The sequence below is a fragment of the Legionella tucsonensis genome (assembly GCF_001468035.1).
Taxonomy (GTDB): Bacteria; Pseudomonadota; Gammaproteobacteria; order Legionellales; family Legionellaceae; genus Legionella; species Legionella tucsonensis.
Genome location: NZ_LNZA01000001.1, coordinates 1,624,133 through 1,637,518, shown reverse-complemented (window position 1 = coordinate 1,637,518; position 13,386 = coordinate 1,624,133). Strand labels below are relative to the sequence as shown.

Sequence of the window (13,386 nt, the reverse complement as noted above, 5' to 3'; positions counted from 1 at the left end):
TTGTTAATAATAAACCACTATGTTTTCATAAAATCAATTGGTTTTGTTCTTGGGCAGAGTAATGATGACACTAAAACCCTTGTCGCCTATATCCATAATGATTTGAAATGCAACAGTAGATTCATTAACCAACAAATATTTTTTGTCCACTATGCAATGGTTCATTTCGTTTAAGACCAGGGTTTAATGAAATAATGCGCTCAATTTGCGTTTTATGTTGTTGGGCTATAGCACTGAGGCTGTCGCCTTTTTTTACAATATACTGAATGGGTTGATGTACTCTTTTCCAAACCACGAGTTGTTGACCTTTTTGTAACGGTTGATTACTTGCTAATTTATTCCATATTTGGATGTCTGTAGCACTGACACCATAAGTTCTTATTAGCGTCTGATACGTCTCATTCTCTTGCACAATATGAATGACACGATGGTTTTGTGGTACAGCTATTTGATGCCCTAATGATAGGGGGGGAGGTGCTGCGGGTTCCATTTTAACAACGGCAGGAGCATTTCTGGTACTTGGAATTAAAAGGAATTGATTGGGTTTAACACGATTTGTCGTGAGTTGATTTAACTGTTTTATTAAATTCACCGTGGTGTGATATCTAACAGCAATCTTGTCCAAGTTGTCACCGGGTTGTACTATGTGCTTTTCCCAGCTAACACGTTTTTCTGCAGGAAGGTTAGCAAGGTTTAAATTAAATTGATGTACTTTTTCAGCTGGGATAAGTAATTTAATGGGTTTATCGGGAGCGGTTGTCCAGCGATTAAAACCAGGATTTAATTTGATTAACTCTTTATAAGTGATTCCTGCCATTTTTGCAGCATGGTTTAAATCAATCGGGCTTCCAATATTTACTTCCACAAAATAAGGAAGATAAGGTATTTCAGGTAATGTTAATTTATATTGTGATGGATTTTTAATAATTTCTGATAAGGCGAGTAGGCGAGGAACATAAATTTGAGTTTCTCTTGGCACAGTTAAATCCCAAAAACTCGAAGCGCGTCCACCTGTTGCCTTGATTGCTCGATCTATAGTTCCTTCTCCTGCATCATAAGCTGCTATGGCCAGGACCCAATTGCCATTAAAGAATTTATTGAGATAAAGAAGATAGTTGAGCGCGGCATCGGTTGAAGAGCTGATGCTGCGTCGCGCATCAAACCACCAATCTTGTTTTAATCCTAAACCTGCACCTGTTTGCGGCATTAATTGCCATAATCCAGCGGCACCAGCTACAGAATAAGCAAAAGGATCATAAGCACTTTCAATCATAGGCAACAGAGCCAACTCACCGGGGAGATTTCTATTTTTTACTTCGCTAATAATATGATAAAGATAGGGTTCAGATTGATGGCATACTTTGTTAAGAAAACCAGGATGAGCTATAAACCAGCGAATTTGCTCCTGTACTTCAGCACGAGATGTTTCATGATTTAATGTGAGTTGCGCACGTAATACTTCCCATGCATCAGTAGCTGCATGTACTAAAGTCTCATTAGTAATGCCCAAAAAAATGAGTAAACAGAATAAAAAAGCTTCTATTTTGAAAAACTTAAATTTCAATGGTAATTACCTATGAATATAATTAGCTATTGAGTTTACTAAAATTAGTTATAGGATTAAACCCTAGTTGTACTTGATTAATTCATAAAGGTCTAAATTGAATCTCTCTGGGTATTTATTTGAATGAATTTTTTTCTTCTCTTAAAACCCTAAATATTTCTAATGAATTATTTGATGTTGCTCCATGCTTTAATGCGTACTTTTGTACTTCAAGTTGATCAGTGCGTAAAAAAGGATTAATTGATAATTCCAGTTCCAAAGTTGATGGGAGTGTGCATGGATTTTTTGAGTGATGTATTTTTTGTAAGTAGTGTTGAATAGTAAAGTTATTAGGTTCCACTGTTTGTGCAAAGCGTAAGTTTTGTTGTGTGTACTCATGAGCACAAAATATTTTTGTGGTAGGAGGTAATGTTTTGAAAAGATGTAACGACTGATGCAGTTGTTCCATCGTTCCGTCAAAAACACGTCCACAACCTGCAGAAAAAAGCGTATCGCCGCAGAACAATAATTCATGCTGGGGTTCATAATAACTAATATGAGTTGAAGTATGTCCGGGGTTGAATAGAATTTTAAAAATACATTTCCCAATTTGGATGGTTTGATGTTGTTGTATTGTACTATTTACATAAGGGATACGTGGGTCATTTGGACCATAAACGATACATAATGGATAGGATTTGCATAATTGATTAACTCCTCCAATATGATCTTGGTGATGATGTGTTAACAAAACTGAACGCAACTCCAACTGGTTTGCATGAGCAAATTGCACTACAGGTACAGCATCACCTGGATCGACACAATCAAATGCTCCTGCAGTTTTATCAATAATCGCCCAAATGTAATTATCTGAAAAAGCAGGAATTGGAAAAATAGTCATGAATAGGCCTCAATAGTATAAGAAGAAAAGCCTGGGTTAAAATAAGCTTTAAGTGCATTTAATACAGTTTTCATTTCCTCAGCTAAAGTAAATGGTGGATTAATTATCCATAAACCACAACCCGACATACCCTCCATTGGTGCTCCAGTCAGGTTAAATTCAATATGCAAAGCATTTTTTGCCCGGATTTCTTTCATGCCTCTATGGAGTTTATCAGTTAACCTTTTATTGGCCAGTGGATACCAAAGACAGAATACTCCTGTAGCGAAACGGGAATAGGCATGTCTGATTGAAAGCGGGATTTCTTTGTATTCTTCTTTTACTTCAAACGAAGGATCAATAAAAATGAGTCCTCTTTTTTCCGGTGGTGGTAGTAATGCATTCATCGCTACAATACCGTCAGTATTGCTAAAATGTACTTTTTTATTCAATCGGGGAAGCAGGTTTATCGCTTCAAATTCCCTTGGGTGAAGCTCACAAAAATACATTCTATCTTGCATTCGTAGCATGTTGATCGCAAACACCGGTGAACCAGGATAATATCTTAATGCACCGGTAGGATTGAGTTGATCAATTAACTGAAGATAGTTTTGAAAAACAGAGGGAAGGGAGTTTCTGTCAAGCCAAATTGGTTGAATACCTTGTTTGTATTCCCCTGTTTTTTCAGCTTGTTTATTCTTTAAGTCATATAAACCTTTGCCTGAATGGGTCTCAAGATAAAATATGGGTTTATCTTTAAGTTTTAGGTAGTCCAAAAGACAGGTTAAAGCAATATGTTTGATGATATCAGCAAAATTACCTGCATGATATCCGTGTTGATAACTGAGCATGTTATTCCTAAAGCATTTTTATAAATGTCTACTATACTCTTTTTAAGAGAGTATAAAAGGGGAAAGCTATGGATCTTCACGAAGATTACGATGACCAATCATTCTCTGATTATAATTATGACGATGATGTTGAGTCTACCGCTCATCGAAAAAACATTAGGCGCCTACTGGAGGAAAAGTTGGAGCGTAAACGTTTAAAAGAAGAGTTTAAAGATGATTTTGATGAGTTGAGCGGGGATTTTGATTGGGATGTTATAGATAAGTAGTTTTTTATGCAGCCTGGCGCTGCAAGCTAGGATCTATTGAAACACATTCTTGGTTGCATGCAACAGTGTTACCGATGTATTCTATTTTGATAAGATCGCAGCTTTTAATGTATTTTCAAGCAACGTAACTATAGTCATTGGACCTACCCCTCCGGGTACAGGTGTAATCCATGCGACTTTGTTTACCGCTTTTTTAAAATCTATATCGCCTCTAATACTGCCATCTGCCAAACGATGGATGCCCACATCAATAATTATCTGCTCTTTATTAAGCCACTCACTGTTAATAACATCCATTTTACCTGTTGCGATGATGACAAGGTCGGCTATATGTACTAATTTTTCTAATTGTTGAGTGAATTTATGAGCTATAGTGACTGTTGCCCCAGCAAGAAGTAATTCTAAACTCATAGGACGGCCAACAATGTTCGATGCACCAATGACAAGAGCATGTTTTCTTTTAACTTCGAGTTGATAATGTTCTAGTAAATTCATTATGCCAAGAGGTGTACATGGGCGTAATAATGGATTGCGCTGAGCAAGTCGACCTAAATTATATGGATGAAAGCCATCAACATCTTTTTCTGGTTTGATGTGTTCAATAATGACACGCTCATTAATATGTTTGGGTAATGGCAATTGAATGAGAATTCCATCTATTTGATTAGAACAATTTAACTCATCAATAAGCCTAACTAACTCATCCTGGGTTGTTTCTTCGGGTAAGTCATAAGAATGAGAGATAATTCCCACGTCGGCACACGCTTTACGTTTATTGGCTACATACACAGTAGAAGCAGGATCATTGCCAATGAGAACTACAGCAAGACCAGGGACACGATGTTTCATTTGTACATAATCATGTACACGGTGTTTTAATTCTTCTCTACGAAGAGAGGCGACCACCTTCCCATCAATTAATGATGCTGACATAGTTAACCAGAAGAAATCAAAGGTTGTAATTATGAATTAGAGGTTGCGGTAATGCAATAGAATTAATGAGGTCTATAGTGATTATTCAACATTCTCGGTACTCCAAACTGCTTTTAATTTCTCTGAAGAAATATTATATTTAATGTTAATTTTGTTATAGGTTACCTCTATCAACGAGTACCTTGCTGTTAAGCCGTTTATTCAGAAAGTTGTAGGTCCAGGCAATGAGGTAGCTACTAATGAAGGTACTAATAAATACGCCTATTCCGCCGAGTAAACATTGGCTAAAGGAAAGATCATAGTTAAAGTATATTGTTCCCATGATACCATTAAACGGCTTCCCTTTATTAAAAAGTAATACCATCAATCCCATAAAAAAAGTAGATATTCCTGATAGAGCACCAAGAGATACTCCTAAAGCAATGGGGTCTATTTTGCCAAATTTCATGATAATTACCCTATTATTTTTCCTAATAATTAATCCATTATTCATCATTATGATGGCCATTGGAAGTAAATACAAGCGACCTGTTGCTTAATGAAGAAGCAGAATAAAATGAGCAAATAGTTTTGCTATTAAAGTATGATTGACTCATACGCTTGCTATGTCTATACTGAAAAACCGTTGATTTTATGGTAAATATCGTGGATGAACTTACTGAATTACTTAGACCATCTTGGGGTGCAGAAAAATGGATTCTAGAAGGGTGGAACAAGATTACTGCAGATGAGAAACAACTCATAAAAAACAGATTAAATGAGTTATTTTGCGATGGTTTACCTTTTGAGCTTAAATCCGATAAACTTTTTTATATTTACACGTTTTCTCTTTTAGCACAACTTGAAGTATTAGCCGTTCAAATTCCTCTTAAATTTGAATCAAAAATGTCAACTGTTGAATACAGAGAGCGTATGCGTCAACAATTACTTGACGAAATATTTCATGGCTTGGTTTTCACTAAAATTGTTTATATGCTCTGTGCTCCTTATGCTTCTCCTCCTCCATACAGTCCTCATATTGAAATCATTTGTAATTTTATTCGTAATGAAAGTTGTCCCAAAGTAGCGATTATGTTGCTTAATCTTATTGGCGAAGGCTGGATTGAGGAGATTTTTGAGAGTTTACATCGCTATGGTGTTGCGCCGAGAGTATTCACAACAATTCTTGAGGATGAGCATCGCCATGTATGTGAAGCGGATTTGTATCGTGATATTGGTTTTCCAAATGTTGATGAAATCAAACCAAAAATTGCCTATTTGGAAGAACAGTTGATAACCAATATTTTTATGCAATATAAATATATGTCTTCAGTTTGTGCCTTATTGGGTGTTGAAGGGGTTATTCATTTTAAAGAATCACTAAATAAAAAGCATATACAGCAACTAAGTAAAGTAAATCTTGAACCCAGTGAGAATTGGAAAAATTTCATAGAATTTGCGGATGAGGTATTACCCAGAGTGCGGAGTTATACTGAGTCAAATCGGGAGGTTGAAATGACCCCGATTCGAAAAGTATTTATGACTCAGTGGGATGGTCCAAGTGATCCTACCATGACAGGGCAGTTTAGCATTGATATCTCTTGCCTTGATTTTTTTAATAAAAAATTTGCTTCAGAGACCTTAACTACTTTGATGTTGCAAACAGTTAGTTCCTGGATGACATTATCAGATTCTTTTAGGAATTATTTGAGTTTTAGAAAAATCTTCCAAACTAAAGAAGCTTATGTTGGTCTTGTAGTCATGCTACCAGGATGTGGTGATCATTTAGGCACGATTGTCTTTGAAAATTGTCATAATCTTAGTTTTTATGAGTTGTCCGCAAAAATTCGAACTATTGTAAATATGATGGTTTATTGTTACAAAAAACGTGAACAACTAGAAAAAACTAATCCGCGTGTTCAACAACTTATGAAAGATATGGTTTATGAATATGCTTATAACACTTATCCTTATCCTCTCGCAGGAACTCCTTATATCACACTAAGTAATATTGGTGTTTTTGGTTATACCCAATCCATGGCGCCTCTTCGTAAAACCGAGTCCATGAGATTTACTATAATGGAAGTTGAGCGCAAACCTGTTTGGCAAAAAGAAACTCACTCATTTGAGCCTAAGGATATGCTGCCGGTATCCATCAGTGCAGATCATCGTATTTTTGATGGTAATTCGACAGTACCTAAAATGGTAGAGGAGCGATTTCATACAATGCTTGCCAAAATGTGTAAGGAAAAACCGAAATCAAAACCGGAATTACATCAATATGAACATTTAGAATTAATCATAGAACAATTGCTCGCAACTAATATTGAAATGGGATATAAGACTTTAATGTTACTGCAGACTTGTTGGTTTGACTTTATTTCTATTGAAGAATGTTATGTCGCGTCCAGTTATCATGGTGTTGCAAACCACGATACTCGGGAGCCAACACTTATCTAATGTAATCAAGAAGAAAGTTATATATCCACGCAGCAATATAACTACTTACAAAAGTATTCATAAGTACTATAGCTGCACCAAGACCTGCATTAGCCATAGAAGGATTATATGAAAGGTAGATACTTCCAACCATGGCTACTATGGGTTTTCCCGTATAAAAAACAAAGGCTGCTACACCCATAAAAAATGAAGCGAGCGCCGATAAAACACTAACAGATATTGCTAGAGATAGCGGATTAATTTTGGTAAATTCCATGATTTTTTATCCTGTTTTTTCAATAAATAATTAATTCTATTATTAATCATTCTTTCTGTGATGGGAAGCTCATTTTTGCTTGAAATTTTAGGTATGCCGGTGTGAATCCTCAGTCAGCGCAAGAAGGTTGGGGGGACGGCTTTTGTAAGATTAATTTGAAATATTGGCTAAATTAAAAAGTTTAATAATTTGTGTGCGAGTGTGGTTATCAAAAGTGCTCATGTATTTAATCTCTAATTACTTGAATAGATAAGCAAATAATGTTATTTTTTTAAGTTAGCATGTCTTCAACTTCAGAGGGCGTAGAGGGGCTCTGATTGAAAAAAACTTCTTTCTATTTATCTTTATTTTCACTTACTTTACCTCTATGTGCCTATTCACTTGGCTTAGGTGAAATGAAAGTGGAATCAGCCCTGAATCAACCTTTTCTGGCTGAAATTGAATTAATTGATGCGCACGAAGTTTCTTTACCCAATATTAAAGTTGGACTTGCTGATCCACAAAATTATCAAAGTCTGGGTGTTGAACGCTCTGAAGCAATAAATATTCTTTTTTTGAATGTTAAAAAAAATAAACAAGGAAAACTCGTTGCAGAGATTCATTCTAAAGAACAAATCACTGAACCTTATATACAACTTATTGTTGATTTAACATGGCCTAAAGGGCAAATTTATAAAGTTTATACGGTTTTGTTGGACCCACCTGGTTATAAACTAGCGAATACAATTGCACAAAACAGCCTAACTTATCAGAGAAAATTTGCTAATTATCATCAGAAAACAAAAGCTTCTGCCAAAAAACATGATAAAGTAGCATATTCTGGACAAGAGAAAAAAACAGTTTATGGACCTACAGCATCCAATGAAAATGTATGGCAAATCGCACAGCGATATAAAACTTCCGAGGAAATTTTACCACAAATAGTCCTTGCAATTGTGGGAGCAAATCCTGATGCATTCATTGATGGAAATTTGAATGGATTAAAAGTGGGAGCTCAGCTTAAAATTCCTTCTGATAGAAAGTTTTTAGAGGTACCTGCCGATTTAGCTACGGTTGAGGTAATGGCTCATGATAAGGCCTGGAATGAAAAAACATCAATTAACCACGTGTTGACCCCACCCTATATAACAGGACAAGCATCCCACGCAACTCCTGTCGAGTTTTCACAAATACCTCCAGCTCCAAAGTTTCCTAGCGCTACAACTGCTATGCCGAACCAAAAGCTGCCAGGATTTATTATAACGAGTTCAATACCCTCATTAGAAAAGCAAGTAAGTCCAGAGCAAAACAGGACACTCAAGGCTGAAATATCTATTACAACTGCTGCTGTAGATTCCTTACGGGAATCTAATTCCCTATTAACAGAGCAGTTGAGTTTGTTGCAGACACAAAATAAAAAGTTACAAAAACAATTGGATATCCGTGATAAAGAGCTTCAATTGATGCGTAATCAAATTCAAACTTTGATGAAAGAACGCATAGCCATTGCGGGGCAAAGCAGCTCAACAAAGATACCTAATAAAACGGATGTTTTTTGGATTTTATTCTTACTACTTCTAGTTGCAGGAGGGGGGGGCGTTGCTGCATTTTATTATTTTAAACAACGTGATCACAGGAAAAAGCAGTCATCTACAGCAACAGGATCTTCTGCTCCAATAGCATCTCATCCTGCTTCAATTCAACCTATTATCAATCCCATAGAAGAGTTAGTTAGCGAAGGACCCATAGAAGAAATTAAATCAGAAGTTAAATCGGAGTCTGAATTTAAACCTGAACCTAAGTTAAAGCCCGAACCTAAGTTAAAGCCTGAGTCTAGGTTAAAGCCTGAGCCTAAGTTAAAGCCTGTGTCTCAAGCAAAACTAAAACCTGAATCTGAGTTAAAGTATGAGCCCGGGTTAAATCAAGAGTCTTTGTTAGACTCTGAGTTTGAGCTTAAGTCTGAACCTGGATTAAATGTTGAATCAGAATTAAAGGCAAGCACAAAATTAGATCCCGATTCCACAGGTGCCATTTCTCCAATAGAAAAGATGAATATAGAGTCTGTTGATGACTCTATAGAAAATATTTCTCTTGAGTCCGCAGCAACAGATGAAGAGCCATTATTGGAAATAATACCGATTGAAGAAGAAAGTGAGCCATTTTTGCAAACTAACGATGAACAAAATTCTTTAATTGATAAACCTGAGGAAGATAATTTATTGGAATTTGAATCAGGTCTGCATCATTTACTTACAGATAGGTCGACCATAAAAGAGGATAATTCTCAAGAGCAAATAAATGATGATAATGGTTTGGATTTTACTCCTTCAATGCCCGCTGAAGCAGGGCAAACACAGAAGGATGATGGAAGTAAAAAACTTTCTAACTTAAAGAACCAAAAAGCATTAGATACTCTTTTAGCACTCGCTAAAACTTATATAGGAATGGAGGATATTGAGTCCGCATTAAATTCTTTAAATGAAGTTATGGAACACGGTAGTAAATCACAAAAAGAAGAAGCGCAACGCCTAATCGAAGAGATTCACAAAAAGTCTTAATATTTGTCTCAATTATCTGCTTAGAAAACGTCCTATACAGTGTCTAATGACTCGTAAAATTCCTTCAAAATTCCCTCAGAGAAGACTGGTAATTTGGTTTTATATAATCATTTTAATTGTAAATGTACTATATTTTTAAAATGGCATACAGGGAAGTACTATCATGAAAGAAAAAATAAATATAGTTAATCAAAAATTACTGCAGATTAAGAAGATTGAATCAGAATTGCAAAATTTTGAACAGCAGGTCAGTAAGTTAAAGGGTACCTTTTATACAACTTATACAACAAAAAAGTGGGTTCCAGATACATTTAAAATGAAGGATGAAGTTGATCCAAATGCCCCTGATGAGTTTAATATGGAGCCAGCAACATGGAAAGAAGTAGATGAGCATGAATGGGTTGACCGTACTCCGACAAAACAGGAAAAACAGCAACTTGATTTACTAAAACAAGAAATTAGAAGTAGAGAAGAAGCAATTCATAAATTAAAAGGTGAAATGGATGTAGCGAAGGTTATGTATACTGTTAAAGCTGTTATACGTTATCTTGATCCAACAAGGCATGCAAGAGACATTGCTAATTTGCAAGATTTAGAAAATCGATCTTATTCTGATTTGAATGATCTCCAAAATCATATTAATACTTTGTCACATGGCCAGTCTAGTGTAACACGAAAACTGTACGAGGCTATACAGAAATCAAACAGCTCAAATATTGATGTCAAACTGGAAGCGGTTTCTGACAAAATAGTAGAAAGAGAGAATGTTCATAAAAATGAAAAGTCATTTAGCTTTGAAAATTTTAAAAATTTGTTTAAGAAGGAAATACCTAGAGTAAATCTGGATGAGAATAGTGAAAGTGAAGATAAAAATAGTCCAATGCTATAAATAATCATTAGCGATGATTTTGTTCCTTTTTATGGAGTAAACAAGATACTGCTCGAGACTCGTCATCCAAATGAGTCTACGGACAAAAGATCCTATTTCATATTTACACTGATTGTTTTTTTATTTTACAAAGCTTTTTTCTCTTCCGAAAAGATACGTTGCAGTGACTAAAACCTCATTTGAGCGGTAGGAGCCAGGATTTAATGATTGTTCAGCCCATGTATTAATGCCATTACCTGAGGAAATCGGGCCTAAATCTTGATAAAGATAACCAATTGAGAGAATCAATTGAGGAAGGACTTGTATATCAATCCCTGCACCCAAATTGTAAGCAAATTCACTTATATTGGAATCCCTAAATTCAGGACTAACTCGAGGCGTAACCCCAGAAAATGCCTTCTCACAATAGTTAGATACATTATTGAACGAACTTCCTATCCCACCATTAATATAAGGGGAAAATATCCTATATTGAAATAAATTAATTTTTCCAGAGGCTAATAAAAGATTAGAAACAAAGTCGAGATTGTAATTGTAATTTGTAAATTCAGGTAAGGAGTATTGTGTTATTTCACCATGGATATGAGTTTTAAAAAAGTACTGCCAGAATAAGCCCAAGGAATAGGATGGAAGCCAAAAGTTATTATTTTGCCAATGTCGGCCTATAGAGGCTGCAATCACTCCTCCATTGTCATTTGCGATTGAATAACGATCATGATCAAAAGGCTCTGGAAATCCTGAGTTATTATTTACTTTCATATGGGAATTTAAATCAGGAAATTGACCGCCTCCTCCAAGAGATATAAACCAATTACCTTGACTGTTGAAAATAGATGGTGGTAATCCATTTTGGATATTTTTAATATTCTTAGAGAACGATGGATTACCGATGACGAGTAGTAAAGTGATAGCAGTTGAGTAAAATAAATTCCATCTCATATATAAGTCTCAAAATTTAATAATAACTACAGGCTTTGTTTACATTTCTACTACCTGGGTCTAAATGACCTGATTTTTTATGTTTCGATGCTCTTACATATTCATGTATGCTTAGCTTCGGTGCTCGAAAATATCAGGTCATTTGAGCTCAATCTGGCGAAATATAAATAGCTCCTGGAAAGATTTGTACAATTTGATAATGATTTCATTGTGACACGAAAAAGTATCATAATTAAATGAGTTAAATCAATAAAATGATTTTGTAAATGAAATTACATTCTCTGATATACAAGAGCTTAATAAACTTTAATTGCAGAACTGAGGACAAGAGAAATGACTATAATATTTAATAAACTTGAAAATCAATTATATTAGGGTATAGACAAAACATATACTGTATTATAAATTGACCCTTTTATCAGGAATAATCAATGCGTATTGCCTTGGTGCTTGAGTACGATGGTAGCCAGTATCATGGCTGGCAAGCACAGACAGGCTTGCATACTGTGCAACAAGCCGTAGAACATGCTTTATCAAAAGTAGCAGATTGTCCCATTTCTGTGGTTTGTGCAGGAAGAACAGATACTGGTGTACATGCGACAAATCAAGTAATTCATTTTGACTGCAATAAAGTACGCAGCATTCGTGCATGGATTCATGGGGTGAACTCCTTTTTACCTAAAGATATTTGCGTTAAATGGGGAAGGGATTTACCAGAAGAGTTTCATGCAAGATACTCTGCTACTGCAAGAAGATATCGTTATATTATTTATAATAGTGCCATTCGGCCTGCTTTACTGCGAAGCAATGTAACTTGGCAATACAGACAATTAGATCACCGTCTGATGCATCAAGCGGCACAGGTTTTACTGGGGGAGAATGATTTTACTTCATTTCGTTCTGTTGAGTGTCAGTCGAACACACCTATGCGAAATATCCATAATTTAAAGGTTAGTCGTATGAGTGATTTGGTGATGATCGATATTACTGCCAATGCGTTTTTGCATCATATGGTACGCAATATTGCTGGCGTGTTAATTGCAGTCGGCTCAGGAAAACATCCCATATCTTGGGTAGATGAAGTACTAAAAGCAAAAGATAGAAGATTAGGTGCCGAGACTGCACCTGCTTATGGATTGTATTTAGTGCAAGTGACTTATCCACTGGAGTTTTCTATATTACAGAGTAGCCTGGGGCCTTTTTTTCTTCCGGAGAAATAATGAAAACGGCACGTGTGCGAGTCAAAATGTGCGGTATGACACGTAGCGAGGATATCGCATATGCCATAAAACTGGGTGTTGATGCTATAGGTTTGATTTTTTATCCAAAAAGTTCTCGTTGTGTCTCAATAGAGCAGGCAAAAGTTTTATTAAAAGATCTGCCTGCATTCGTAGACTCGGTTGCTGTTTTGGTTAATCCTGAACGAAATTTTGTTCATAAGATAATAGATGAATTGCCAATTCAATTATTGCAATTTCATGGTGATGAATCAGCTGAGTTTTGCCAACAATTTAATAAACCGTTTATTAAAGCCATACATTGTGATTCAGCAGAGTATATTCACCAGGAAGCACAGCTCTTTATGACAGCACGGGCATTATTGCTTGATTCACCTTCCGAGACGGCCAGAGGCGGAACTGGATGTGTTTTTGACTGGAAAATTATTCCAAAAAAGGCAGCGAAGCCTTTCATATTGGCTGGTGGACTGAATGAGTATAATGTATGTGAGGCAATTAAATTATGCCACCCTTATGCTGTAGACTTATGCAGTGGGATCGAGGCATCGCCTGGAATTAAGGATCATGGCAAAATGAGCCGTTTTATGCAGCAAATATTAAATTAATTGTATCGTA

13 protein-coding genes are annotated in these 13,386 nt (G+C 35.8%); 6 read left to right on the top strand and 7 right to left on the bottom strand.

What is annotated here, in order from left to right:
• Positions 1-124: 124 nt before the first annotated feature.
• The 3 genes from Ltuc_RS07140 to Ltuc_RS07130 all read right to left on the bottom strand — a co-directional run bounded on the left by Ltuc_RS07140 (position 125) and on the right by Ltuc_RS07130 (position 3,274).
• Complete coding sequence (locus tag Ltuc_RS07140) at positions 125-1,564, bottom strand: lytic transglycosylase (RefSeq protein ID WP_058520596.1); 1,440 nt, start codon at positions 1,562-1,564, stop codon at positions 125-127.
• A gap of 115 nt (positions 1,565-1,679) precedes the next feature.
• On the bottom strand, positions 1,680-2,444 hold the full coding sequence (gene gloB, locus Ltuc_RS07135; protein WP_058520595.1) for a hydroxyacylglutathione hydrolase: 765 nt from the start codon (positions 2,442-2,444) through the stop codon (positions 1,680-1,682).
• On the bottom strand, positions 2,441-3,274 hold the full coding sequence (locus Ltuc_RS07130) for a 23S rRNA (adenine(2030)-N(6))-methyltransferase RlmJ (protein WP_058520594.1): 834 nt from the start codon (positions 3,272-3,274) through the stop codon (positions 2,441-2,443). The genes gloB and Ltuc_RS07130 overlap by 4 nt, the downstream gene beginning before the upstream one ends.
• 68 nt (positions 3,275-3,342) lie before the next feature.
• Here Ltuc_RS07130 and Ltuc_RS07125 point away from each other — a divergent pair, with 68 nt between their 5' ends.
• Entirely contained in the window at positions 3,343-3,540 is a 198-nt protein-coding gene (locus Ltuc_RS07125) for a PA3496 family putative envelope integrity protein (protein WP_058520593.1), read from the top strand.
• An 81-nt stretch (positions 3,541-3,621) separates the two neighbouring features.
• Here Ltuc_RS07125 and folD read toward each other — a convergent pair whose 3' ends face one another.
• Positions 3,622-4,473, bottom strand: coding sequence for a bifunctional methylenetetrahydrofolate dehydrogenase/methenyltetrahydrofolate cyclohydrolase FolD (gene folD, locus Ltuc_RS07120; RefSeq protein ID WP_058520592.1), 852 nt, complete (start codon positions 4,471-4,473; stop codon positions 3,622-3,624).
• A 154-nt stretch (positions 4,474-4,627) separates the two neighbouring features.
• A complete protein-coding gene (locus Ltuc_RS07115; RefSeq protein ID WP_058521636.1) occupies positions 4,628-4,921 on the bottom strand; it encodes a hypothetical protein in 294 nt (97 codons plus the stop codon).
• 197 nt (positions 4,922-5,118) lie between these two features.
• Between Ltuc_RS07115 and Ltuc_RS07110 the strand changes: the two genes are divergently transcribed.
• The gene (locus Ltuc_RS07110) at positions 5,119-6,912 is read left to right on the top strand and encodes a 2-oxo acid dehydrogenase subunit E2 (RefSeq protein ID WP_058520591.1); all 1,794 of its coding nucleotides are present in this window, start codon (positions 5,119-5,121) and stop codon (positions 6,910-6,912) included.
• On the opposite strand, the gene Ltuc_RS07105 is transcribed toward Ltuc_RS07110, so the two are convergent.
• Positions 6,905-7,168 carry a hypothetical protein gene (locus Ltuc_RS07105; protein WP_058520590.1) on the bottom strand — a complete coding sequence of 88 codons (264 nt, stop codon included), beginning with the start codon at positions 7,166-7,168 and terminating at the stop codon, positions 6,905-6,907. The genes Ltuc_RS07110 and Ltuc_RS07105 overlap by 8 nt on opposite strands.
• A gap of 317 nt (positions 7,169-7,485) precedes the next feature.
• On the opposite strand from Ltuc_RS07105, the gene Ltuc_RS07100 reads away from it, so the two are divergent.
• A complete protein-coding gene (locus Ltuc_RS07100) occupies positions 7,486-9,705 on the top strand; it encodes a FimV/HubP family polar landmark protein (protein ID WP_058520589.1) in 2,220 nt (739 codons plus the stop codon).
• Positions 9,706-9,868: 163 nt separating this feature from the next.
• Positions 9,869-10,594, top strand: a complete 726-nt coding sequence (locus tag Ltuc_RS07095; RefSeq protein WP_058520588.1) for a hypothetical protein — start codon at positions 9,869-9,871, stop codon at positions 10,592-10,594.
• A gap of 120 nt (positions 10,595-10,714) precedes the next feature.
• On the opposite strand, the gene Ltuc_RS07090 is transcribed toward Ltuc_RS07095, so the two are convergent.
• Positions 10,715-11,533 carry an outer membrane protein gene (locus tag Ltuc_RS07090; protein ID WP_058520587.1) on the bottom strand — a complete coding sequence of 273 codons (819 nt, stop codon included), beginning with the start codon at positions 11,531-11,533 and terminating at the stop codon, positions 10,715-10,717.
• 431 nt (positions 11,534-11,964) lie between these two features.
• Here Ltuc_RS07090 and truA point away from each other — a divergent pair, with 431 nt between their 5' ends.
• Both truA and Ltuc_RS07080 read left to right on the top strand, forming a co-directional pair.
• On the top strand, positions 11,965-12,753 hold the full coding sequence (gene truA, locus Ltuc_RS07085) for a tRNA pseudouridine(38-40) synthase TruA (protein WP_058520586.1): 789 nt from the start codon (positions 11,965-11,967) through the stop codon (positions 12,751-12,753).
• The gene (locus Ltuc_RS07080) at positions 12,753-13,376 is read left to right on the top strand and encodes a phosphoribosylanthranilate isomerase (protein WP_058520585.1); all 624 of its coding nucleotides are present in this window, start codon (positions 12,753-12,755) and stop codon (positions 13,374-13,376) included. Before truA ends, Ltuc_RS07080 begins: the two co-directional genes overlap by 1 nt.
• Positions 13,377-13,386: the final 10 nt, after the last annotated feature.

What these genes read in the sequence shown, in the direction of transcription:
- truA (WP_058520586.1), top strand. Translation starts at nt 11,965, where the DNA reads ATGCGTATTGCCTTGGTGCTTGAGTACGATGGTAGCCAGTATCATGGC.
- gloB (WP_058520595.1), bottom strand. Translation starts at nt 2,444, where the DNA reads ATGACTATTTTTCCAATTCCTGCTTTTTCAGATAATTACATTTGGGCG.
- Ltuc_RS07115 (WP_058521636.1), bottom strand. Translation starts at nt 4,921, where the DNA reads ATGAAATTTGGCAAAATAGACCCCATTGCTTTAGGAGTATCTCTTGGT.
- Ltuc_RS07130 (WP_058520594.1), bottom strand. Translation starts at nt 3,274, where the DNA reads ATGCTCAGTTATCAACACGGATATCATGCAGGTAATTTTGCTGATATC.
- Ltuc_RS07080 (WP_058520585.1), top strand. Translation starts at nt 12,753, where the DNA reads ATGAAAACGGCACGTGTGCGAGTCAAAATGTGCGGTATGACACGTAGC.
- Ltuc_RS07105 (WP_058520590.1), bottom strand. Translation starts at nt 7,168, where the DNA reads ATGGAATTTACCAAAATTAATCCGCTATCTCTAGCAATATCTGTTAGT.
- folD (WP_058520592.1), bottom strand. Translation starts at nt 4,473, where the DNA reads ATGTCAGCATCATTAATTGATGGGAAGGTGGTCGCCTCTCTTCGTAGA.
- Ltuc_RS07095 (WP_058520588.1), top strand. Translation starts at nt 9,869, where the DNA reads ATGAAAGAAAAAATAAATATAGTTAATCAAAAATTACTGCAGATTAAG.
- Ltuc_RS07125 (WP_058520593.1), top strand. Translation starts at nt 3,343, where the DNA reads ATGGATCTTCACGAAGATTACGATGACCAATCATTCTCTGATTATAAT.
- Ltuc_RS07090 (WP_058520587.1), bottom strand. Translation starts at nt 11,533, where the DNA reads ATGAGATGGAATTTATTTTACTCAACTGCTATCACTTTACTACTCGTC.